Origin of the sequence: Streptomyces sp. NPDC059003 (genome assembly GCF_042740445.1) — a bacterium.
GTDB lineage: Bacteria > Actinomycetota > Actinomycetes > Streptomycetales > Streptomycetaceae > Streptomyces.
Map to the genome: position 1 here is coordinate 1 of NZ_JBHYJH010000153.1, position 22,280 is coordinate 22,280.

The 22,280-nt window shown below is 74.4% G+C and carries 23 protein-coding genes; 13 read left to right on the top strand and 10 right to left on the bottom strand.

All coding sequences use genetic code 11. The annotated features are described in order from the left end of the window. Window positions 1-66 precede the first annotated feature (66 nt). Together ACFWZ5_RS35805 and ACFWZ5_RS35810 are read right to left on the bottom strand one after the other, a co-directional pair. Window positions 67-540 carry an indole-3-glycerol phosphate synthase gene (locus ACFWZ5_RS35805; RefSeq protein WP_384804004.1) on the bottom strand — a complete coding sequence of 158 codons (474 nt, stop codon included), beginning with the start codon at window positions 538-540 and terminating at the stop codon, window positions 67-69. A gap of 134 nt (window positions 541-674) precedes the next feature. Then, window positions 675-1,460, bottom strand: coding sequence for a pyrimidine reductase family protein (locus tag ACFWZ5_RS35810; protein ID WP_384804001.1), 786 nt, complete (start codon window positions 1,458-1,460; stop codon window positions 675-677). Window positions 1,461-1,506: 46 nt separating this feature from the next. Between ACFWZ5_RS35810 and zapE the strand changes: the two genes are divergently transcribed. The 3 genes from zapE (at window position 1,507) to ACFWZ5_RS35825 (ending at window position 5,095) form a co-directional block, all read left to right on the top strand. Beyond that, the gene (zapE, locus tag ACFWZ5_RS35815) at window positions 1,507-2,601 is read left to right on the top strand and encodes a cell division protein ZapE (RefSeq protein ID WP_384803998.1); all 1,095 of its coding nucleotides are present in this window, start codon (window positions 1,507-1,509) and stop codon (window positions 2,599-2,601) included. Window positions 2,602-2,658: 57 nt separating this feature from the next. Further along, entirely contained in the window at window positions 2,659-4,068 is a 1,410-nt protein-coding gene (locus ACFWZ5_RS35820; RefSeq protein WP_384803995.1) for an alkaline phosphatase PhoX, read from the top strand. 211 nt (window positions 4,069-4,279) lie between these two features. Continuing rightward, window positions 4,280-5,095, top strand: coding sequence for a PPK2 family polyphosphate kinase (locus ACFWZ5_RS35825; RefSeq protein ID WP_384804009.1), 816 nt, complete (start codon window positions 4,280-4,282; stop codon window positions 5,093-5,095). Window positions 5,096-5,102: 7 nt separating this feature from the next. On the opposite strand, the gene ACFWZ5_RS35830 is transcribed toward ACFWZ5_RS35825, so the two are convergent. Next, on the bottom strand, window positions 5,103-6,227 hold the full coding sequence (locus ACFWZ5_RS35830) for a methyltransferase (RefSeq protein ID WP_384803992.1): 1,125 nt from the start codon (window positions 6,225-6,227) through the stop codon (window positions 5,103-5,105). 204 nt (window positions 6,228-6,431) lie between these two features. On the opposite strand from ACFWZ5_RS35830, the gene ACFWZ5_RS35835 reads away from it, so the two are divergent. Next, window positions 6,432-7,271, top strand: a complete 840-nt coding sequence (locus ACFWZ5_RS35835) for a polysaccharide deacetylase family protein (RefSeq protein ID WP_384804006.1) — start codon at window positions 6,432-6,434, stop codon at window positions 7,269-7,271. 9 nt (window positions 7,272-7,280) lie between these two features. Further along, window positions 7,281-7,466, top strand: a complete 186-nt coding sequence (locus ACFWZ5_RS35840; protein WP_384803989.1) for a hypothetical protein — start codon at window positions 7,281-7,283, stop codon at window positions 7,464-7,466. Window positions 7,467-7,472: 6 nt separating this feature from the next. Here ACFWZ5_RS35840 and ACFWZ5_RS35845 read toward each other — a convergent pair whose 3' ends face one another. Together ACFWZ5_RS35845 and ACFWZ5_RS35850 are read right to left on the bottom strand one after the other, a co-directional pair. Beyond that, window positions 7,473-8,186 (bottom strand): ABC transporter, encoded by a 714-nt coding sequence (locus tag ACFWZ5_RS35845; protein ID WP_384803986.1) that lies wholly within the window; start codon window positions 8,184-8,186, stop codon window positions 7,473-7,475. After that, window positions 8,183-9,106, bottom strand: a complete 924-nt coding sequence (locus ACFWZ5_RS35850; RefSeq protein WP_384803983.1) for an ATP-binding cassette domain-containing protein — start codon at window positions 9,104-9,106, stop codon at window positions 8,183-8,185. Before ACFWZ5_RS35850 ends, ACFWZ5_RS35845 begins: the two co-directional genes overlap by 4 nt. A gap of 59 nt (window positions 9,107-9,165) precedes the next feature. On the opposite strand from ACFWZ5_RS35850, the gene ACFWZ5_RS35855 reads away from it, so the two are divergent. Continuing rightward, complete coding sequence (locus ACFWZ5_RS35855) at window positions 9,166-9,885, top strand: peptidyl-tRNA hydrolase (RefSeq protein ID WP_384803980.1); 720 nt, start codon at window positions 9,166-9,168, stop codon at window positions 9,883-9,885. A gap of 346 nt (window positions 9,886-10,231) precedes the next feature. Here ACFWZ5_RS35855 and ACFWZ5_RS35860 read toward each other — a convergent pair whose 3' ends face one another. Beyond that, window positions 10,232-10,678: a hypothetical protein gene (locus ACFWZ5_RS35860; protein ID WP_384891832.1), complete on the bottom strand. Its 447-nt coding sequence runs from the start codon at window positions 10,676-10,678 to the stop codon at window positions 10,232-10,234. A 161-nt stretch (window positions 10,679-10,839) separates the two neighbouring features. Beyond that, window positions 10,840-11,286 (bottom strand): DUF5959 family protein, encoded by a 447-nt coding sequence (locus tag ACFWZ5_RS35865; RefSeq protein WP_384796793.1) that lies wholly within the window; start codon window positions 11,284-11,286, stop codon window positions 10,840-10,842. Between the two features lie 262 nt (window positions 11,287-11,548). Between ACFWZ5_RS35865 and ACFWZ5_RS35870 the strand changes: the two genes are divergently transcribed. The 6 genes from ACFWZ5_RS35870 to ACFWZ5_RS35895 all read left to right on the top strand — a co-directional run bounded on the left by ACFWZ5_RS35870 (window position 11,549) and on the right by ACFWZ5_RS35895 (window position 18,460). Then, window positions 11,549-12,316, top strand: a complete 768-nt coding sequence (locus tag ACFWZ5_RS35870; protein ID WP_384796796.1) for a DUF4142 domain-containing protein — start codon at window positions 11,549-11,551, stop codon at window positions 12,314-12,316. Window positions 12,317-12,412: 96 nt separating this feature from the next. Continuing rightward, window positions 12,413-13,699, top strand: coding sequence for a DUF692 domain-containing protein (locus ACFWZ5_RS35875; RefSeq protein ID WP_384796790.1), 1,287 nt, complete (start codon window positions 12,413-12,415; stop codon window positions 13,697-13,699). Window positions 13,700-13,841: 142 nt separating this feature from the next. Continuing rightward, a complete protein-coding gene (locus ACFWZ5_RS35880) occupies window positions 13,842-14,924 on the top strand; it encodes a TIGR04222 domain-containing membrane protein (protein ID WP_384796787.1) in 1,083 nt (360 codons plus the stop codon). A 138-nt stretch (window positions 14,925-15,062) separates the two neighbouring features. Next, window positions 15,063-15,818, top strand: a complete 756-nt coding sequence (locus tag ACFWZ5_RS35885) for a DUF4142 domain-containing protein (protein ID WP_384796784.1) — start codon at window positions 15,063-15,065, stop codon at window positions 15,816-15,818. A 73-nt stretch (window positions 15,819-15,891) separates the two neighbouring features. Next, the gene (locus ACFWZ5_RS35890; protein ID WP_384796781.1) at window positions 15,892-16,686 is read left to right on the top strand and encodes a TIGR04222 domain-containing membrane protein; all 795 of its coding nucleotides are present in this window, start codon (window positions 15,892-15,894) and stop codon (window positions 16,684-16,686) included. A 139-nt stretch (window positions 16,687-16,825) separates the two neighbouring features. Then, on the top strand, window positions 16,826-18,460 hold the full coding sequence (locus ACFWZ5_RS35895; protein ID WP_384796778.1) for an alpha/beta hydrolase: 1,635 nt from the start codon (window positions 16,826-16,828) through the stop codon (window positions 18,458-18,460). A gap of 31 nt (window positions 18,461-18,491) precedes the next feature. Here ACFWZ5_RS35895 and ACFWZ5_RS35900 read toward each other — a convergent pair whose 3' ends face one another. The 3 genes from ACFWZ5_RS35900 to hemG all read right to left on the bottom strand — a co-directional run bounded on the left by ACFWZ5_RS35900 (window position 18,492) and on the right by hemG (window position 21,250). Continuing rightward, window positions 18,492-18,866: an RNHCP domain-containing protein gene (locus ACFWZ5_RS35900; RefSeq protein ID WP_384796774.1), complete on the bottom strand. Its 375-nt coding sequence runs from the start codon at window positions 18,864-18,866 to the stop codon at window positions 18,492-18,494. A 187-nt stretch (window positions 18,867-19,053) separates the two neighbouring features. After that, window positions 19,054-19,773: a hydrogen peroxide-dependent heme synthase gene (hemQ, locus tag ACFWZ5_RS35905; protein WP_384796771.1), complete on the bottom strand. Its 720-nt coding sequence runs from the start codon at window positions 19,771-19,773 to the stop codon at window positions 19,054-19,056. A gap of 4 nt (window positions 19,774-19,777) precedes the next feature. Beyond that, window positions 19,778-21,250, bottom strand: coding sequence for a protoporphyrinogen oxidase (gene hemG, locus ACFWZ5_RS35910; protein WP_384796768.1), 1,473 nt, complete (start codon window positions 21,248-21,250; stop codon window positions 19,778-19,780). 134 nt (window positions 21,251-21,384) lie between these two features. On the opposite strand from hemG, the gene ACFWZ5_RS35915 reads away from it, so the two are divergent. Further along, window positions 21,385-22,280: DUF4349 domain-containing protein (locus tag ACFWZ5_RS35915; protein ID WP_384891835.1), on the top strand; the 896-nt coding region annotated here is incomplete at its 3' end.

The following is a 22,280-nucleotide window of genomic DNA, read 5'->3' on the forward strand; positions in this document are numbered from 1 at the left end:
TTGAGGACGAGGCCGAAGGCCGGAGAGAAGGGGGTCTGGGGGCGGAGCCCCCAGGCGGAGCGGTCGCTATGACTCGCTGTGCGAGAAGAGTTTGAGTACCGGCACACCCACCTTGTGCCGCGCCCGCGAAGCCCAGTCCCGATGGAAGAACTCCTCCACGTAGTGGGGATCGGTGAGCACGATGACCTCATCGGCCCCGGCCTCGTCCACGAGATCCCGCAGCGCGTCGAGCGGATGGTCCTCGATGAGCTTCCCCTCCGCCGCACTCCCCGCGGAGCGCAACGCCGTGAGGGAGACCTGAAGCGCCTGCTCCCCGGGCCCGACGGCCTCGTCCCCCTCGGGGACGCGGCCCTCGCGCACGGCCTCGTCGAGCTCACCGAGCGCGACGTCGTCGATCGCCCGCAGCAGGCGGTCCGCCTGATCCCCGCGCGGCTGCAGGAGCACATGGAACGTGACCGGCTCGTCACCGTGCAAGGTGGTGACGAACTCCACGTCGGCGGACGTCAGGGCCTTCTCGATCATCAATACGCTTCTGAACACGACAGGCGCCCTTCTCCTCCGTGGGCCGTGGACCTGGCCCCGTGCGGAAACCATCCTGCCCCGCGCCGACACGGGGGCTGCGCCCTTTAGTGTGCCCCGCGGAAGCAAAACGGAACGGCATATTCCGCCGATTCTCAGGACCGACGGTATCGGGTGAACAGGAACCCGGCCTCTTCCAGCACGGACGTCAGGGCGAACCGCTCGGGCACGGCGAGCGCGGGCCCGCCCGCGATGCGCTGCGCGGCGCCCGCGGTCAGCATCGGGGACACCGTCAGACACAGCTCGTCGAGCACGTCCGCCGCCACGAACTGGCCGAGCAGCCGCGGCCCGCCCTCGGTGAGGAGCCGGGTGAGACCCCGCTCGCCGAGCTCCCCGACGACCCGGGCGGGCTCCACCACGGCGCCGTCACCGGCGATCACGACCTCGACGCCCGCCTTGCGCGCGGCGTCGAGCCGGTCGGCGGGCGCGGCGGCCCCGGTCACCACGAGCGTCGGCGTCAACGGAGCGGTGAACAGCGGAAGCGTGAAATCCAGGTCGAGGCTGGCGCTGACGACCGCGACGGCGGGCGCGGGCGCCTGCCCCGCGGCCGCCCGCCGCGCGGCGAAGGCCTCCCGCGCGCGGGCGGGCCGGTAACCCTCCTGGCGTACCGTCTGGGCCCCGACGACGACGGCGTCGGCGAGCCCCCGCAACGTACCGAAGATCCGCATGTCGGTGGCGCTGGAGATGGGCTGGGAGCGGCCGTCGTGCTGGGCGGCTCCGTCGAGCGTGGAGACCATGTTGGCGCGCAGCCAGGCGCCGGGGCCCGCCGGGTAGGCGTAGGCGTCGGCGAGCTCGCCCAGGGACCACTCGCGGTCCGCCGCGAGGTCCGGGGCGGCGGCGGAATCGGATGTGTGGTCGATCACAGGGAACAGGCGTCGCATGGTCGGCAGTCTTGCACGGGGCGGATGCGGCCTACAGTGGAGAATCGTGTCAGCCACCACCGCTGCCCCCGGGCAGAGCCCCATACCCGAAGCAGGCCCCGCGTCCCTCGCCGCCCGCGAGCCGCACGTGCCCGCGGACCGCCTCGTCGCCGAGATGGTGCCGCCGCCGCGGTTCGACGCGGTCCGCTTCGACACGTACATCCCGGACCCGGGGCAGCCGAGCCAGACCGAGGCCGTCGGGGTCCTGAGCTCCTTCGCGGGCGGGCTCGGGGGCGCGCACGCGAGCGGCGCGGGCAAGCGCAGGTGGTTCGGGCGGGCGAAGCAGGCCGCGCCCACCGGGCCGCGGGGCGTCTATCTCGACGGTGGCTACGGCGTCGGCAAGACCCACCTCCTCGCGTCCCTGTGGCACGCGACCCCGGCGGAGCCGTCCCTGAAGGCCTTCGGCACGTTCGTCGAGCTGACGAACCTCGTGGGCGCGCTCGGCTTCCAGGAGACGGTGCGCACGCTGAGCGGCCACCGACTGCTGTGCATCGACGAGTTCGAGCTCGACGACCCGGGCGACACCGTCCTGGTCTCGTCGCTCCTGCGCAAGCTCGTCGACGCGGGCGTCGCGCTCGCCGCGACCTCCAACACGCTGCCCGGCAAGCTCGGCGAGGGCCGGTTCGCCGCCGCCGACTTCCTGCGCGAGATCCAGGGCCTGTCCGCCCACTTCAGGACGCTGCGCATCGACGGCCAGGACTACCGCCACCGCGGTCTGCCCGAGGCCCCGGCGCCGTACTCGGACGAGGAGGTCACCAAGGCCGCGTACGCGACCGACGGCGCGAGCCTCGACGACTTCCCGCAGCTGCTCGACCACCTGGCCCGCGTGCACCCGAGCCGGTACGGGGCGCTCACCGACGGCGTCAGGGCGGTGTGCCTCACGGACGTCACGCCGGTGCCCGACCAGTCGACGGCGCTGCGGCTCGTGGTGCTCGCGGACCGGCTCTACGACCGCGAGGTGCCGGTGCTCGCCTCCGGCGTCCCCTTCGACCGGCTGTTCGGCGAGGACATGCTGAACGGCGGCTACCGGAAGAAGTACTTCCGGGCGATCTCGCGGCTCACGGCCCTGGCCCGCGACGCCAAGGGGCTCGTTAACCAGTAGTTCGCGTGGTACACACATGCGGGTCACGTTCCTGTCCGCCAGCAGGAGGTCACCCCCATGTCCGACTCCCCCACGCCCGCGCCCTCGGCCACTTCTCCCTCGTCCGCGACCAGACGTCAAGTACTCGCCCGCACGGGCGCCTTGGGGGCGTCGATCGCCTTCTCCGGCGCCCTGTCGGAGCTGTTCGCGGGCACCGCGACCGCGGCCACCCAGGGCAGGACCGGCTACGGCCCGCTCGTGCCCGACCCGGACGGCCTGCTCGACCTGCCCAAGGGCTTCCGCTACCGGGTCCTCTCCCGCGAGGGCGACCCGCTGCGCTCCGGCGAGGGCAAGGTGCCGAGCAACCACGACGGCATGGCCGCCTTCCGCGGCCGGCGCGGCGGCGTCCACCTCGTGCGCAACCACGAGAACCGCGTCACCGCGAAGCTCGGCGTCCCGACCGTCGACGGCCTGACCTACGACCCGATGGGCAAGGGCGGCTGTACGGCCCTCGCCCTCGACCGCCGCGGCGAGGTCGTGGGCGAGCGGGTCGCCATCGCCGGTACGGCCGTCAACTGCGCGGGCGGGCCCACCCCCTGGGGCACCTGGCTGACCTGCGAGGAGACCGAGGACAAGGCCGGCACCAACGGCTACACCAAGGACCACGGCTTCATCTTCGAGGTCGACCCGGTCGACCCGCGGCGCACCGGCGCGGTGCCGCTGACGGCGATGGGCCGCTTCCAGCACGAGGCGGTCGCCGTCGACCCCTGGCGCGGCATCGTGTACGAGACCGAGGACGCCTTCCAGAAGCCCTTCGGCCTGTTCTACCGCTTCCTGCCGCACAAGCCCGACGGCGGCCACGGTTCGCTGCGCGCGGGCGGCAGGCTCCAGGCGATGCGCGTCCCCGGCGTGCCCGACCTGTCCTCCGTCCAGGAACCCGGCGCGTCGTTCGACGGCGTCGAGTGGGCCGACGTACCCGACCCGCTGGCCGTCAACACCCCCATCCGCCACCAGGACTTCGGCCCGAAGGGCATCACGCACGCGCAGAAGCTCGAAGGCTGCTACTGGGGCGGGTGCTGCGTGTACTTCGTGTCCAGCTACGCGCGCAGCAGGGAGGGCTCGGCGGGCGACCACTACGGCCAGATCTGGCGGTACGACCCCGCGCGGCGCCGCCTCACCCTGGTGATCGTCTTCGGCCCCGACACCGACATCCAGCTCCCCGGCGAGTCCCCCGACAACATCTGCCTGGCGCCCAGCGGCGGCCTGATGGTCTGCGAGGACGGCGGCGGCGCGCAGCACGTGTACGGCGTGACGCGGCGCGGCCAGGTGTACGCCCTGGCCCGCAACGCCCACAACATCGGCACCCCGGAAGACCCGGAGTGGGGCGAGTTCGCGGGCGTCACGTTCTCGCCCGACCACCAGACGATGTACGTCAACTGCTACACGCCCGGAACGACGTTCGCGGTGACGGGCCCCTGGCACCACTAGGCCCCGTCACCACCGGTAGCGCCGCCGCCTCCCCCGGCGCACGATCGGGGGTGGCGGACGGAAGGGGTACGCGGTGGCGAAGCCCGAGAAGAGCGGGAAGCCCGGCAAGGGCGGGAAGCCCAGCAAGGACGACGGCAGGGCGGAGAAGAGCAAGGCGGAGAAGAACAGGGCGGAGAAGAAGAGCCGGGAGGCCGCCCGGCTCGGTGATCTCCTGCGCCTCCCCGAGGGCGAGCGCGTCGACCTCTCCGCGTACGACGCCGCGGCGACCCCCGCGGGCCCGGACGGCAAGGCGGCCGGGCTCGCGGCCACCGCCCGTATGGGTGAACGCCTCGCCGACCTCCAGGAACGGCTGTACGCCGCCAGCACGCAGGGCGACCGGCGGCGCGTCCTGCTCGTGCTCCAGGGCATGGACACCAGCGGCAAGGGCGGCACGGTCAAGCACGTCATCGGCCTGTTCAACCCGTCGGGCTGCCGCATCAAGGCCTTCAAGGCGCCCACCCGCGAGGAGCTCAGCCACCCGTTCCTGTGGCGGATCATGCGGGCCCTGCCGCTCCCCGGCGAGATCGGCATCTTCGACCGCTCACACTACGAGGACGTCCTCATCGCCCGCGTCCGCGACCTCGTCCCACGCCCCCAGCTGGGCCGCCGCTACGGCCAGATCAACCGCTTCGAGCAGTCCCTCGCCGACGACGGCGTGACCGTCGTGAAGTGCTTCCTGCACATCTCGTACGACCAGCAGCGCCGCCGCCTCCTGGAGCGCCTCGACAACCCGGACAAGCACTGGAAGTTCAACCCCGGCGACATCGAGGAGCGCGCCCTGTGGCCCGCCTACCAGGAGGCGTACGAACTGGCCCTGGAGCGCTGCTCGTCGGCGGCACCCTGGTACGTGATCCCCGCGGACCGCAAGTGGTACCGCAACTGGGCCATCAGCACGCTGCTCCTGGAGCACCTGGAGGCGCTCGGCCCGCGCTACCCGAAGGCGGACTTCGACGTGGCGGCGTGCCGGGCGCAGCTGCTGGGCTCCTAGGTCAGGCTCACGGGGCCAGCCGCCACAGCGAGGTGACCTCGGCTGCGCGGGCCGTGTGCAGGGGGTCCGTCGGGTCGCTCGCGCGCGGGTGCAGGGGCTTGGCGTCGTGCCGGTCCACGACCCGCAGCCCGGCCGCGCCGAACAGGTCGAGGAGCTCGTCCCGGGTCCGCAGGCCCAGGTGCTCGGCCAGGTCGGAGATGATCAGCCAGCCCTCGCCGCCGGGCTCCAGATGACCGGCGAGACCCGTCAGGAACGCGCGGAGCATGGCGCTTCCCGGGTCGTACACGCCCTGCTCCACCGCCGAGGTCGGGCGCCCCGGGAGCCAGGGCGGATTGCAGACGACCAGCGCGGCCCGGCCCTCGGGGTAGAGGTCGCCGCTGTCCACGACCTCGACCCGCCCGGTGAGCCCGAGCCGCTCGACGTTGTCCCGGGCGCACGCGAGCGCCCGGGGGCTGCTGTCGGTGGCCACGACCCGGCCGACGCCCCTGCGGGCGAGCACCGCCGCCAGGACTCCGGTGCCGGTGCCCAGGTCGAAGGCGGGGCCCGCCACGGCGGGCAGCGGGGCCTGGGCGACCAGGTCCACGTACTCGCCCCTGACCGGCGAGAACACCCCGTAGTGCGGGTGGATGCGGCCGTCGAGCGCCGCGATCGGCACGCCCTTCCTGCGCCACTCGTGGGCGCCGATCACGCCGAGGAGCTCACGCAGCGAGACGGCCGTGCGCCCCGTGGGCGGCCCGTACGCCGCCGTGCACGCCTCCCGCACGTCGGGCGCCCTGCGGAGCGCCAGGCCGTGGTCGTCCTCCAGGACCACGAGGAGCATGCCGAGTACGCGGGCGCGGTGGCCGCGGGACTGGCGGTGGCGGTGGAACGTCTCCGCGGGCGTCGCGCCCGGCTTGGGCGTGAGGCGGTCCAGGCGGCGGCCGAGCGCCTTGAGGAGCTGGCGCGCGCCCTGGTAGTCGCCGCGCCACACCAGGGCGGTGCCCTCGCAGGCCAGGCGGTAGGCGGCGTCCGCCTTCATGCGGTCGTCCGCGGGGGCCACGCGTCGTGGGGCGGGGGCGCCGCTCTCCGAGTGCCAGGTGGCGCCGGACTCCGTCCCGGTGGGCTCGGTCCAGCGGATCTCGGGCTCTGACATCGGGGGCCGTGACTCCTCTTGCGCGGGTATTGGTTACCGGATTCTCCCACCCACCCGCCCTTTCCTGGCGCGGGCGCCTTGGACGGCGTCCCGGATGGGGCTTCGCCCCTTTCCCCCATTTCGGCGCTTCGCGCCTCGTCCTCAAACGCCGGACGGGCTGAAATCGCCGGTTGCGGTGGTTCGTATGGCTAATGTCCCTCCGTGATGATTTTCGTACGAAATCGGACATGGGTTGGGGTCTGTCTTCTGGCCGTCCTCGCCACCGCTTGTGGGGGGACCCATGAGGGCGCCCCCGCCGTCGACCCCCCGAAGGTCAGGAAGTCCGCGGGGCCGCCGACGCTTGCGCCGGGGCCCCAGGGGCTCGCCCCCGTCTTCGAGCACGCCCCCCGACGGGGGGCGCCCGGCGTCGCGCTCACCTTTGATGCCGACATGACCGCCGACCAGGGGGGCCGGGCCGCCGCGGGTGAGCGGTTCGACAATCCGGGGCTCGTGGCGACGCTGCGGCGGCTCGCGGTGCCGGCGACGTTCTTCATGACGGGGCGGTGGGCGGAGGAGTATCCGGGGCAGGCGCGGGACATCGGGCGGGATCCGCTGTTCGAGGTGGCCAACCACTCGTACAGCCACTACGCCTTCAAGCGGGACTGCTATGGCCTTCCCGCGCTGTCGGCGCAGCGGATGCGGGCCGACGTGGAGCGGGCGTTCGCCGCGTTCCGCAAGGCGGGGGTCGAGCGGACCGTGCCGTACTTCCGCTTCCCCGGCGGCTGCTACGACAAGCCGGCGCTGCGCGCGATCGCGCCGGCCGGGGTGACGGCCGTGCAGTGGGACGTGGTGAGCGGTGACGCGTTCGCCACGGATGCGGACGCGGTGGCGCGGCAGGTGCTCGACGGGGTGCGGCCGGGCTCGGTCGTGGTCCTGCACTGCACGCGCAGCGCCGCGCCGGTGACGGAACGCGCCGTCCGCACGATCGTGCCGAAGCTGCGGGAGCGCGGCTTCCGCTTCGTGCGGGTCTCGGAGCAGATCGGCGCCGCCCGCGCCCGGAACTAGGCTGGCGGTATGGCTGACGACGACTACTGCGCTCCAGTGGGATCCGCCACCGGCCCGGCGGTGGCGGGCGGGCCGCCGTTCGCCGAGTGCGTGCTGTGCCGGGAGCCGACGGAGTACCCGGAGTCGTACAAGGGCGTCACGCTGTGCCCGGTCTGCGAGTGGCAGGAGGCGCAGCGGACGGCCTGCTCGGGCTGAGCGGGGTCAGTCGCGGCGCGCGCAGGCTCCGCAGGCGACGGCCACCGCCGCCGCGGCCAGCGCGAGCGCTCCCGCGGCCGCTCCGACCGGCGCCGGTACGACGCCGTCCCGCGAGCCGCGCGTCAGGTCGGTGAGGACCGCCCTGGCCGGTGAGCCCGTCGTCACGAGCGCGAGCAGCGCGGCGAGCAGCAGCGCCGGGACCGCCCGCCCCGGCGACCGCAGCAACGGCCGACTGGTGACGGCGCCGACGGCCGTGCCGAGCAGGGCGCTGACGAGCATCGCGAGCAGCCCGGCCGCGGCCGCGGGGCCGCGCGGCACGGCGGTCTGGTGGTCGGTGCTCGCCGCGTCGCTGATGACGGCGACGGCCGCGGTGGCCGCGGCGCCGAGGACGCTCGACGCCAGGAAGGCGGTGAGCAGCCCGGCGAGGTGCGCGCGGCGCGGTCCGACGGCGGCCGCCGTGCAGTCGCGCGCGGCGGGCGGCTCGTTGGTGACGCAGATCCGTACGAGCCAGGCGGCCACGGGCAGCAGCGCCGCCGCGGCGTACGCGAGCGAGTCGAGCACGGGCTGCCCGCCCTGCACGCCGACGGCGAGGAACACGGCGTACAGGATGACGGGCGCGAGCCAGCGCTGCGAGCGCAGGAGCAGGGCGGACTGATAGCGCAGCACCGCCGCGAACACCGGGAGCGCCGAGGACGCCGGGCGGGTGGGGAACGCCGTCATCGGCCTCGGCCTCCGGTCGCGCTCTCGGCCGCTTCGGTCCGCCGGACCGCGAGCACGTGCCACGGCGGCCGGGCCGTCAGGAGTTCGCGCAGGACCAGGTCCGAGTGGAGCTCGGCGACGACGAGCCGCAGGGTGCCGTCCTCCGGGCCCGGCTCGGGTGCGCACGGCAGGCCGGGGGGCGGTTGCGCGCCGCTCGGGCCGCGTACGTCTATCACCACGGCGGGCGTCCCGGGGGCCGGGCCCTGACTCCCTTGCTCCGTGCGGTGGTTGCGCTCGGTGACCTGGGTGCCGGAGACCGTGTACGTCCTGTCCGCGTGCCCCGCGAGCCTGCGCGGGTCGTGGTCGACGAAGACGACGGCGGTGCCCGCGGCCACCTGTTCGGCGACGGCCCGGTCGAGGGTGTCGCGGGCGGTGGCGTCCAGGCCCGTCCAGGCCTCGTCGAGGACGAGCAGTTCCGGGTCCGCGAGCAGGGCCTGGGCGACGGCGACCTTCTGGCTGCTGCCCTTGGACAGGTCCGACAGGGGGGTGCGCGCGTGTCCGCCGGCGCCGAAGCGCTCCAGCCACTCCTGCGCGCGCCGGGCCGCCGCGCCGCCGGTGAGGCCCTGTACGCGGCCCATGTGCGTGAGGTAGTCGGCGGCGGTGAACGGCAGGGACGCCGGGAAGCGTTCGGGGACGTAGGCGGTGCGGGGGCGGCCGGTGACGCGGCCCTCGGAGGGGGCGTCGATCCGGGCGACGAGCCGCAGGAGCGTCGACTTGCCGGTGCCGTTCGCGCCCTCGACGCGGGTCAGGTTCCCCGCGGGCACGCGGAGGGTGACGTCGCGCAGCACCCAGGGGCCGCGGACGCCGTAGCGGCGTCCGGCGCCGTCGAGTCGTATCGCGCCGTCGGGTCGTATCGCCTCGTCACGGTCCGTGCGTGCCATGCGGCTCATCATCGCGTACCGCTCCGGGGCGTCGATCAACGCCCTGGCAGACTGGGCGAGTGACCGCTTACGATCCCAGGCCCGACAGCCCCTTCCGTGCCGAGCCGACCTCGCGTGACGAGGCGCCGCAGTTCGTGCTGCCGCTGGTGGCCCGCATCGAGCGGGCGGAGCCGCCGGCCCGTACGGACGCCCTGGAGACGGCGGCGCGCGCGGTCCTGACCATCCTGAGCGACGAGCGGTCGCTGGGCGAGGGCGAGTGGGCCCGGGCGATGCGGGACTGGCAGGACGCCCGGATCCGCAAGGTGGTGCGCCGGGCGCGCGGCGCGGAGTGGCGCCGCGCGGAGGCGCTGCCGGGCATCACGGTCACCGGCAAGTCGGCCGAGGTCCGCGTCTACCCGCCGGTCCCCCTCGACGGCTGGCCCAAGGACCTCGCCCGCCTCCAGGTCTCGGGCACCGACCTGACCGACCCCGAGCCCCTGCTGGACGCCGACCCGGGCGCCCCGGTGCTGTGGCTGAGCCCAGAGGTGGAGATGTCGGCGGGCAAGGCCATGGCGCAGGCGGGCCACGGCGCCCAACTGGCCTGGTGGGAGCTCCCGGACGCGGAGCGCGCGGCCTGGCGCGACGCCGGCTTCCCCCTGTCGGTCCGCACGGCACGGCCGGACCAGTGGCAGCCCCTGGTGACGAGCGGCCTCCCGGTCGTACGCGACGCGGGCTTCACGGAAATCGCCCCGGGCTCCTGCACGGTGGTGGCGTCCCACCCGGCGCTGCGCGACAACTGACCCGCCGGTCCCACGCCCGGCCCCCTGGGCCACCAGGCCCGCACACGGCCGCCCTTGGGCCGCCGGGCCCGCGCCCCATTGCGCCTGAACGGACACGGCCTCGCGCATGGTTACCCCCGACCCGCCCAGCGCGCACACGGTCACCCCTGAGTCGGCGAGTCCCCCACACGCTCCCGCCCGAGCCACCGGATCCGCACCCGATCGCTCCCGGACCACCGGATCCCGCCACAGCCACCCCTGGAACCGCCGAGTCCCGCACACAGCCACCCCTGAACCGCCCAGCCCCGCCCCCCAGGGCCAACCTCCTCTCAGGGCCAACTCCCGCCCGCCCCCGCCCCCGCCCCCATCACCCCTCCTCCCCCTCATACGCCGACAGCGCCGCAAGGCGTTTCTCGCTGAGGGTGCGGAGTGTCTCGTCGTCCACGTGGTCGCGGGCCAGGGCGCGGCCCGCCTCGTCCTCCAGGGCCGCCCAGGCCTTGCGGGCGCGCTTGTTGGCGACGCGTCTGGTGTCGCTGCGCAGGAAGCCCGCGCCGGCCGCGAGGCCCGCGGAGAACAGGGCGAGGAAGGCCGCGGGCACGCGCGCGTCCGCGGTCGCGAGCCCCGCCGCGCCGGAGACCCCGGCGAGCAGCGCCGCCGGGAAGCCGAGCGCGATGTCGACGACGGCCCAGCGCCGGGCGCGGCGCTGGGCGCGGTCCAGCTCCCGCCGCGCCTCGCCCCGCAGCCGCACGGCCTCGGCCCGCCGCGGACACCCTTCCGGGCCCGGGGCGCGCAGGACACCGGACGTATCGGCCATGGGTCAGATTCCAGCACGCCCGGCGGGCCGCCCACCGAGTGCCGCCCGACACCAAAGTCCCGGACGGTACTTGTCGCCTTCCGACAGAATCCGAAGACTCCGAAGGTTCCGAAGACTCCGAAGATTTCGAAGCATCCGGCAGCCGGGGCCACGCCACCCCCTCAGACGTGCAGCGCACCCCGCAGCGGCCAGGTCCGCAGCGTCGAGTCCAGCCTCTCGTACGCATCGTCGAACCACGCGTCCGTGAGCGTGACCGTCACCGTGGTCTCCGTCAGGGACGTCGTGCGGTCGGCGATCGTGACGTGGGCGCGCTCGCCGTCCGGGTCGAGCTCTATGAACAGCTCCGGCGCCCCGTCCTCCTCGCGCCACGCGGCGTCGTCCCCGCCGTCGAGGGTGTCGAGCGTCTCCCGCCACTGCGTCAGGTCGTCGGGGAACACCTGGGTCGGCAACGCCCCCCGGACGAAGGGGGTGTCGACCACGACCTCCCCCACCAGCACCTCGGACACGCCGGACGCCCCCTCGGCCGGCTCCCGGCCCGTGATCCTGACGACCACGCTGTTGCCCTCGCCCTCCAGACGGATCAGATCGATGGGCGTCGTCATCGTCATGGTCAAGTCAGCTCCCCCTGGTCGTACATGGCCGTACATGGTCGTCCATGCCTGCACTCGCACCTGCTTCCGGTACTCCTGCGGACCCTAGTCCACGGCACTGACAACGCCGCCGCCCCGCGTGACACCCGTCACACCGACCCGCACCCCTGAACGCGCCCTCCGCACCTCCCGTACCTTCCCGTACCACCACGGGGGCACCAAGTGGCTCGGCGCACGGCGGAGCCGCGGCTCGGGAGGCACTTTGCGGCGCATCATGCCCATCAGGAGCATCAACGGCACGGCCCTGATCATCGCGGCGCTCGTCGTCACCGTAGGAGCCCTCGCCTTCCCCGTCTGGTCCTACGCCGACCGCTCGGGCACCGGCGAGGCGAACCTCAACGCGGGGAGCGTGGCGACGCGTTGGGGGCCGCTGTCCGCCACCGACCGGGACTTCCTGGTGAAGGTGCGGCTCGCGGGCCTGTGGGAGATACCCGCCGGCCAGCAGGCCGTCGAGCGCGCCCCCACCAAGGCCGTCAAGGACGCGGGCGACCACCTGATCGTCGGCCACACCGACCTCGACCAGCGGGTGCGGGGCGTCGCGTCGCAGCTGGGCGTGGAGCTGCCGAACCAGCCCAACGACCAGCAGCAGGGCTGGCTCAAGGAGCTGACGCAGGCGCGGGGCGAGACGTACCAGCGCAAGTTCGCGAACCTGCTGCGCGTCTCGCACGGCAAGGTGTTCAGCCTCATCGCGCAGGTGCGTGACAGCACCCGCAACTCCCTCGTGCGGCAGCTGGCGTCCGACGCCAACCAGACCGTCCTCGACCACATCACGATGCTGGAAGGCACCGGGTACGTCGACTTCGACGCCATCGCCAACGGCAACGCCGCGACCTCCACGGCGAGCCCGACCGGCCCCCCGCCGCCGGGCGGCGACCGGCCCGCCGAGCCCTCCCCGGCGAAGCCGAGCGGGGACACGTCCGGCACGTCACGCCCGTCGCCCGGAGCTCCCGGCACGGTCACCACCGACCGGCCGCAACCTCAAATGTAGCTCTGGAACCGCTGATCAGAGGGTTCGGCCACCCCCGCTAGGGTCAGAACGGGCAAGAGCACGCACGTGCAGGCAGGAGAAAAAAGGGGGAGCACGATGCGACTGGGTACGGGTATCGGCTGGCGGCCTGAGATCGCGGACGCCGTGGAGCGCATGCCGGGCGTCGACTGGGTCGAGGTCGTGTCGGAGAACGTCTGTCCCGGGCATCTGCCCGACTCCCTGCTGCGGCTCCGCGAGCGCGGCGTCACCGTCGTGCCGCACGGCGTCTCGCTGGGGCTCGGCGGCGCCGACCGCCCCGACGAGGCCCGCCTCGCCGCGCTCGCCGCGCGCGCGGAGGCCCTCGGCGCGCCGCTCGTCACCGAGCACATCGCCTTCGTCCGGGCCGGCGGCCCGCTGACCGCGTCACAGCCCATCGAGGCGGGCCACCTCCTCCCGGTGCCCCGCACCCGGGACGCGCTCGCCGTCCTGTGCGAGCACGTCCGCGCCGCGCAGGACGCCCTGCCCGTGCCGCTCGCCGTCGAGAACATCGCCGCCCTGATCGCCTGGCCCGGCGACGAGATGACGGAGGGTCAGTTCCTGTACGACCTCGTGGAGCGCACCGGCGTACGGCTGCTCATCGACGTGGCCAATCTGCACACCAACCACGTCAACCGCGGCGAGGACCCCGCCAAGGCCCTGGCCGAGCTGCCCGTCGAGGCCATCGCGTACGTCCATGTGGCGGGCGGGTTCGAGCGGGACGGCGTCTGGCACGACAGCCACGCGCACCCGGTGCCGCAGGCCGTGCTCGACGTCCTCGCCGACCTCGCCGCGCGCACGAGCCCGCCCGGCGTACTCCTGGAGCGGGACGAGAACTTCCCCGAGCCGGGCGAGCTGGAGAGGGAACTCGCCGCGATCCGCGCCACGGTGACGACCGCAGGGGGCCCGTCGGCGGCCCCGCCCGCGCCCGTCGCCGTGGCGCCCGCGGCGCCCGAGGCCCGCCAGCGCGTGGCCCTCGCCCAGGCCGCCCTGCTGTCCGCGCTCGTCGCCGGGACGCCCGCGCCGGAGGGCTTCGACCGGGCGCGCCTGCGGGTGCAGAGCCGGGCCCTGACCGCCAAGCGGGCGGACGTCGTGGCGAAGGTGGCGCCGGAACTGCCGGAGATCCTCGGCGACTCGTACCGGAGCGACTTCTTCGCCTACGCCACCGGCCGCCCGATGACGGGGGGCTACCGGCGCGACGCGCTGAACTTCGCCGAGCACCTGCTGCTCGCGGGCCGTCCCGAGAACGCGGACGCGCGCGGCCGGCTCACCCACTGGTGGCTGGACCGCTCGGGCCCGAAGCCCCTCGCGGGCCGCCCGGTCGCGCGCTGGCTGCGGGCGGCGCGGTTCGCACTGCGGCGGGCCTAGCCGACAGAGCAAGGCGCCGGAACCGGGGGGCCGGACCCCGGCGTCAGACAGACACGGGGCACAGCCGGACACGGAACACAGTCAGGCACAGCACACCGTCAGACACGGAACACCGCGCACATCACACGGGGGAGATGTACGCATGCGCCACACCCGCACCCACAACGTCGTCCAGACCGCCCTGTCGGACCCGGCCGCCGAGGCACTCACCACCCTGTACGTCCTGGTCGTCGCCGCCGCGTGCGCCGTCCTCGCGGTCGGGATCTGTGTGACCCGGCGCTCCAGGGGCGTCCGCCTGGGCCTCGCGTCCGCTTCCGTGCACGACCCGTACGAGGTGGCGTTCCTCGCGGGCGGGCCCGGCCGGGTGACCGACGCGGCGCTCGCCGCGCTGCACGAGGACGGGCGCCTCGCGGTCGCGGACCCGGGCATCGTCGGCGTCCAGCCGGGCGCCCCGGCCCGGCACCCGGTCGAGGGCGCGGTCCTCGCCACGTACGCCGCCGCGCCCAGTGGCGCCCTGTCCTGGCTGCGCGCCGCCGTGATGCGCGCCCCGGCCGTGCAGGCGCTCGGGGACGGGCTCGCCGCCCGCGGCATGCTGGTGCCGCCCGCGCCGCTGCGCCCGTGGCGGCGCCGGATCGTGCTGTACGTCGTCGTGTGCGTCACGGGCGTGCCGCTCGCGATCCTCCTCGGCATGACGTCCGAGCCCGGCTCGTCCGGCTCCATGAGCCCCGTCTGGATCTTCCTGGTGCTCGTGTTCAGCATCTACTTCGGGGTGCTGTGCTCCCGTATCGCCGCGGACCGGGCGACCGGGTCGGGCCGCTTCGCGCTGCGCCTCTACCGGCGCCGCACCCGCACCCAGAACCTGGGTGCCGCCCACGACGTGGCCGTGCGCGGTCTGCGCGGCGTCCGGGACACCGATCTGCGCAAGCAGTTGGCGGACGCGCGCCGGGTCCGCCTCGACCACCCGCCGACCGTGCCCGCCGCCACGCCCGCGGCGCACCCCGCGTACGCCGTCGTCTGGTCCGGCGCCCCCGTGGTGTGGTGCGCGGGCGGGGACGGCTACGGCGGGTCGAGCTGCGGCACGGCGAACCGCGACGGCGAGGGCGGCGGCCGCGGCCGCGGCCGGAGCAGCTGCGGCAGCGGCGGATCCGACGGGGGCGGCGGCGGGTGCGGCGGCGGCTGCGGTGGTGGGTGCGGCGGGGGCGGAGGCGGGTGCGGCGGCGGCTGAACCGGAGTCCCGCATCCCGCGGGCGCGCGCGACCGCCCCAAGTCCGCACCACCGTACGGACGTCGACGTACTCCACGCCGTAACGCAGCACCGCCGCACCGGCACGCGCTAGCGTGCGGTGGCGCTACAGGAGGCGTCATGCGATCCCGAATCATCAGTGGCAGCGGCCTGGTCCTGACGGGACTCGTCGCCACGCTGGCCGCACTGGTCTTTCCCGTGTGGTCCTACGAGGACCGGTCGGGCACCGGCCTCGACACCCTCAACGCGCAGACCGTGTCGACCGACTTCGGGCCGCTGTCCGCGCTCGACCGGGACTTCCTCACCAAGGTGCGGCTCGCGGGCCTGTGGGAGCTGCCCGCGGGTCAGCAGGCCCAGGAGCGCGGCACGACCCGCGCCGTGCACACCGCGGGCCGGCACCTGGTGGAGGGCCACACGTTCCTCGACGCGCGCGTGCGCGAGGTCGCGGCGGCGCTGCGGCTGGAACTGCCCAGCCAGCCCACCGCCCAGCAGCGGCGCTGGCTCACCGAGCTGAGCGGTGCGCACGGAACGGCGTACGACGAGAGGTTCGCGAACGTCCTGCGGCTCGCGCACGGCAAGGTGTTCGCCCTCGTCGCCCAGGTCCGCGCGGCCACCCGCAACTCGCTGGTGCGGACCCTCGCCGACGACGCGAACAGCACGGTCCTCGACCACATCAGGGTCCTGGAGGCCACCGGGCTCGTCGACTTCGACGGGCTCGCCCGCGACGCCGCGACCTCAGGACCGGGCTCCGGGTCCGTGACCCGCTCCCCCGCGCCGCCGGGCCCGGTGGACGGCACCCCGCCCGCGGCCGCCCCCGTGACGCCGAGCGCGACGTTCCCGCTGCCGCCCGCGGTGTCCCGGCCCAAGCCGGAGTGACGGACCGGAGCCGGGCGTCCACATCGTGAAAACCCCGTAGCGCCGCCACAGGGCCTTCACATAGAACACGGGCATGCTCTGGGTTCCGCTGCTGCTCCTCGCCTGTGCCGTCGCCGCCCTGTCCTGCGGGCGGCTGTGCCTGGCCGCCGTGCGCGCCGCGGCGGCCGAGGCGCGGGACACCCCTCGGGGGCGGGAACTGACCCTCTACGAAGCGGCCTTCCTGTCCGGCGGGCCCGCGCGCGTGGCCGACGTGACCCTCGTCTCGCTCGCCCGGCGGCGGCGCCTGCTGCTCGCGCACACCGGGTGGGCCACGGTGGTCTCCGTGCCCGAGCGGCCGGAGGAGTCGGACGAGTTCGAGCGGTCCGTGTTCGGCGCGATCGGGCCCGACGGCCAGTCGCGCATAGCCCCGGTGCGCCGGGCCGCGGCCGCCGCCGAGTCCGTGCGGGCCCTCGCCGACCGGCTCGTCGCGGCCGGGCTCGCCGTGCCGGACGGCGCCTGGTCGGGCATCCAGGGGGCGGCGCGGCAGGTGCGGGCGGCCGCGGCGGCCGTCGCGGTGCTCGGCGTGTGCGCGACGCTGCTGCCGGGCGCGGAGGCGCAGGAGGGGGCGCTGCCGGTCGCGGTGTGGTTCGCGCTGCCGCTCTTCCTCACCCTGAGCTGTCTGGCCATCGCCCGCTTCGAGGTGCCGACCACCCGCTGGGCGTCGCCCGCGGGGCAGCGGCTCCTCGGCGCCCTGCCGTCGCGCGACGACCTCACGTCGCTCGCCGTGCGCGGCGTCCGCGCCCTGAACGACCCGGGCCTGCGCGCCGCCCTCTCGCACCGGGACCCGAACCTCGACGGGTACCGCGAGACGGGCCAACGGGGTCATTGAGCCGACACCGGCGGGCCGGTGCTTTACTTCGCCGACCATCGAACGAATTATCCCTTTCGGTGTGATATGCCGCCTCGGCCCGAGCCGCGCGACGCCGAGTCAAGCGGCATGAAGCCGCATGAAAGGGACATGAAGAGCGATGAGAGCAGCAGCCGCAGCAGCCCTGTACGGAACCGCCGGATCCCTCGTCCTGACCGCCCTCGTCGCCGCTCCCGCAGGCAGCGCCGCCCCCGCCCGCCCGACGGGCCCCCTCGACCCCGAGACCCGCGGCGTGGCCGTGGCCGCCGAGCGCGCCGGGGCCGCGGGCATCCGCTTCGGCGCGTGCCCCGCGGCGGAGGGCCTGCCGCCCACCGTCCAGTGCGGCACGGTCTCGGTCCCGCTCGACTACGCCCGCCCCGACGGCAAGCGGATCAGCCTGACCGTCAGCCGCGTCAAGGCCGCGGGCCGCGAGCGCGGCAAGCAGGTCCGGCGGCAGGGCGCGCTCGTCTTCAACCCGGGCGGGCCCGGCGCGTCCGGCATGTACTTCCCGCTGGTCCGCATGCTCCCGGAGTGGCGGCGCATCGCGGCGGCGTACGACCTCGTCGGCTACGCCCCGCGCGGGGTCGGCCGCTCCGCGCCGCTGTCCTGCCAGGACCCGAAGCAGTTCACGAAGGCGCCCACGCAGTCGCCGACCCACCCCGACGACTCGTACAAGGCGGAGCGCGTCGCCCAGGCGAAGACGTACGCCCACGGGTGCGCGCGCACCGCGGGGGACGCGCTGCGCCACTACACGTCCCTGAACAACGCCCGCGACCTCGACGTCCTGCGCGCCGCGCTCGGCGAGCGGAAGCTGACGTTCATGGGCGCCTCGTACGGCACGTACTTCGGGGCCGTGTACGCGACCCTGTTCCCCTCGCACGTGCGCCGCATGGTGTTCGACTCGGCGGTCGACCCGGACCCGGACCAGATCTGGTACGCCAACAACCTCGACCAGTCCGCCGCGTTCGAGGAGCGCTGGGCCGACTTCCGCGCGTGGGTGGCCCGGCACGACAGGACGTACCACTTGGGGGCGACGGCGGAGGAGGTCCGCACCTCCTACGAGCGGGTGCGCGCGGAGCTCACCCACAAGCCCGCGGGCGGCAAGGTCGGCTCCGCGCAGCTGCACGCGGCGTTCCTGAAGGCCGGGTACTACGACGACTACTGGCCGCTGCGCGCCACGGCCCTGTCGCAGTACCTGAAGGGCAACCCGAAGCCGCTGATCGAGCAGGCCGCGCCGGACCCGGCGGGCGCCGCCGAGGAGGAGAACGGCAACGCCGTGTACACGGCCGTGCAGTGCAACGACGCGGCCTGGCCCACCGACTTCAAGGAGTGGGACCGCGACAACTCGCGCCTCGCGCGCGTCGCGCCCTTCGAGACGTGGGACAACGCCTGGATGAATCTGCCGTGCGCCTACTGGCCCGCGCCGCGCCAGGAGCCGCTCGACGTGGGCGCCGCCGCGGACGCGCTGCCGCCGACGCTGATCCTGGCCGCCGAGCGGGACGCGGCCACGCCGTACAAGGGCGCACTCGAACTGCACGAACGGCTCGGCGGTTCGGTCCTGGTGACCGAGGAGGACGCGGGCACGCACGGCATCGCGGGCGGCCCGAACCCGTGCGTGAACGGCCACCTGGACGCGTACCTCCTGGAGGGCCGCCTCCCGGTGCGGAGCGCGGAGTGCGCCCCGCACCCGGAGCCCACGCCGATCCCGTCGACACGGGCGGCGGCCCACCCCGGGAAGGCCCCGAAGGCGGCCTAGGGCCCGGCGCCCGACGGCTCGGCGCGGCGGGTCACAGCGCGCCGAGCCGCTCCAGCGGGAACGGCGGCTGCGCCAGCGGGCGCACCGCGAGCCGGGTCAGCGGCAGCGCGTTGTCGTCGCCCGCGACGCGGTTGGCGTGCAGCACGCCGCAGTGGACACAGCGGTGGACGACGGCCCATTCACCGTCGCCGCGGACGGATATGGCGAGCGGCTCCATGCGGGCACCGCAGTCGGCGGCCCGGTCGCCGGGGGTGTCGTCGAGGTGACGGCTCCACAAGCAGTTCGGGCAGTGATTGCGGTGGCCCGTGCCGGGCGCGGTCATGGAGACGTCGAGACCGCAGTGGAGACAGCGGAAGGACTGGGCGCGTGCTTCAGTGCGCGCCCTCCTGGAAGTGTTCCGGGACATGGCTGGAGTGACTCCTGAGCAGTGCGGAAAGGGCTGGCTTCGAGCAGTTCCGCAGGGCCCTGGGCATACATCACCGGCTTTCTGTGTCCACGCACGGGAAAGAGGCCGGGCTCCAGTCGGCCCGGCCTCTCGATGAAACCCGCAGCGTGCGGGCGCGGCAACCGAATTACGGCCGCCGCACCAGCGGCTAGGCCAGGCCCTCCACGAGCTCCGCGACGGACTTGCGGCGGCCGGTGTAGAACGGCACCTCCTCGCGGACGTGCATCCGGGCCTCGGAGGCGCGCAGGTGCCGCATGAGGTCGACGATGCGGTACAGCTCGTCGGCCTCGAAGGCGAGCAGCCACTCGTAGTCGCCGAGCGAGAACGAGGCGACCGTGTTGGCGCGCACGTCCGGGTAGCCGCGGGCCATCTTGCCGTGGTCGGCGAGCATGCGGCGGCGGTCCTCGTCGGGCAGCAGGTACCAGTCGTAGGAGCGCACGAAGGGGTAGACGCTCACGTAGTTGCGGGGCGTCTCGTCGGCGAGGAACGCCGGGATGTGCGACTTGTTGAACTCGGCGGGGCGGTGCAGCGCCATGTTCGACCAGACCGGCTCCAGCGCGCGGCCGAGCTTGGTGCGGCGGAAGAGGTTGTACGCGGTCTGGAGCTCGTCCGCGGTCTCCGCGTGCCACCAGATCATGACGTCGGCGTCGGCACGCAGGCCCGACACGTCGTACGTGCCGCGGACGGTGATGTCCTTGGCGGCGAGGCGGTCGAACAGCTCCTGGACCTCGTCCGCGTAGCCGAGGCGGCTCTCGGGCAGGACGTCACGCAGTTTGAAGACGGACCACAGGGTGTAGCGGATGACCTCGTTGAGGTCCTTGGCCTTCTTGCCTGCGTTCGGGATCTTGGCGGGGGCGTCGTCACTCATGTCGCTATTCTCCCGCGCCGCCGTGCAGGCTCTGCACCGGGTTCCTGGTGAGCTCGTCCACACCGGCGAGGTCCCCGCCGAGCTGGTCGGCGGCCGCGTACGCGCTCGCGATGCACGCGGGGATGCCGACGCCGTCGTACGCCGCCCCGCACACGGCGAGGCCCGGCAGGCGCCCCACGTGCGCGCGGATCCGGGCCACGCGCGCGTGGTGGCCGACGGGGTACTGCGGCAGGCCGCTGTCCCAGCGGGTGACGCGGGCGGCGACGGGGGCGGCGGCCAGGCCGACCGCCGCGCGCAGGTCGTGCCGCGAGACGTCGACGAGCTCGCCGTCCTCGCGCTCCAGGTCCTTGGTGTCCCCGTAGCGGCCGACCGAGGTGCGCAGGACGAGCAGGTCCGGGTCCTCGTCGGCGATCCAGCCCCACTTCTGGGAGGCGAAGGTGGAGGCCTTGATGGTGTGCCCGTCGACGGGCGGGACGAGGAAGCCGCTGCCTTCGGGGAGGCGGATGTCGCTCTTCTTGTACGCGAGGGTCATCAGGGCCATGGAGGCGTACTCGACGGTGCGCAGCTCGGCGGCGGCCCCCGGTACGTCGTGGTCCAGGAGGCGGGCGGCATGCGGGGCGGGCACCGCCAGGACGACAGCATCGGCCTCGAGATCCCAGTCCTCGACGTGCACCTCCCACCCCTGCTCGACCTTGCGCAGCCCGTGGACCTGGGAGTTCAGCAGAATCTCCGCGCCACGCGCGCGGACCGACTCCGCGACCGCGAGCGGCAGCGCCCCGACGCCGCCCTCGATGCCCATGAAGACCGGCCCGGTCTGCTGGTTCCGCGCGGCGCGGGCCTGGATCTCGCGCACCCCCTCCGTGAGGGAGGTGTGCGTGCGGGCCGCCTCGAAGAGCTGCGGCACGGCCGAGCGCATCGAGATGCGGTACGCGTCCCCGGCGTAGACCCCGCCGAGGAGCGGCTCCACGAGGCGGTCGACGACCTCGCGGCCGAGGCGCGCGGCCACGTACTCGCCGACCGCGACGTCGTCGCCGACCTCGGTGGGCGGCAGTTCGCGGTCCCGCTCGATGCGGTGCAGGCCCTCGTCGGACAGGACCCCGGCGAGCGCGGACGCGTCCCCGGGCACGCCCATGACGTGGCCCTTCGGCATGGGCCGCAGGGCGCCCCGCGTCCAGATCGCGGCGCTCGCGGTCGCGGGCGGCTGCAGCCGGTCGGCGAGCCCCACCTCGCGGGCGAGGGCGACCGCCTCGGGCCGCCTCGCCAGCATGGACTCGGCGCCGAGGTCGACCCGTACGCCCTCGATCTCGCCGGGGAGCAGCTTGCCGCCCACCCGGTCCGACGCCTCCAGGACGGTCACGCGCGCGCCCGCCGAGAGCAGCCGGTGCGCCGCGGCGAGCCCGGCGATGCCACCCCCCACGACCACGACATGACCCGCATCACGATTCGCCCGCTTTATCCCTGTATCCGCTTCGCGCATGTCCCCACTGTCGCAGACGGCCGAGTCCCGCCCGTGACCGCACCGGGACCGCTTCGGGACCACCGGCATCGAACGGGCCGCCCGCCCCGGCCGTCGTAGGGGCACAGTCACCACGACCCTCGGGGGGTACGTCGATGGGCACGGCAAGGACGACGAGGCCGGCAAGGACGACGAGGCTGGCGGGGCCAGCGGGACGCGGGTGGCGGCGGGGCCCCGCCAGGGCACTGGCCGCCGCGCTGCTCGCGGTAACGCTCGCGCTCGCGGGGTGCAGCGCGGGCGGCGACGACTCCGACAGCGGCAGCGGCGACAAGGCGGCGCGCAGCGGGGCCGGGAAGGAGGCGTACGCGGGCACCGAGGCGGAAAGCGGCGCCGGCGCGAAGAGCGACCGCGGGGACGGCAAGCCCGGCTCGCCCCGGAACAAGCCCAGCTCGCCCCGGAAGCAGGACTGGCCGGCCAAGGCGCGGGCCACGCACATCATCCGCACCGCGTCCCTCACCGTGCGCGTCGAGGACGTGCCGAAGGCCCTGGGGCGGGCGCGCGCGGCGGCCGAGGACGCGGGCGGGCTCGTCGGCAACGAGTCGACGGACCGCGACCGGCGGGGCCGGGAGCGCTCGCACGTGGTCCTGCGCGTCCCGCAGGACCGGTACGAGCAGGTCCTGTCGTCCCTGGAGGGCACGGGCAAGCTCGTCGACCGCACCGCCAAGGCGGAGGACGTCACCGAGCAGGTCGTGGACGTCGAGAGCCGCGTCAAGACGCAGCGGGCGAGCGTGGCGCGGGTGCGTGAGCTGATGGACAGGGCGACGAAGATCAGCGACATCGTCTCCCTGGAAGGCGAGTTGAGCACCCGTCAGTCGGACCTGGAGTCCCTGCTCGCCCAGCAGGCCTCCCTCAAGGAGCGCACGGCGCTGGCCACGATCACGCTGACGCTGACCGAGTCGCCGGGCGCGGCGGGCAAGGACGGCGACGAGGACGACGACCCGACCTTCGCGGGCGCCCTGTCGGGCGGCTGGGACGCGTTCGTGACGATGCT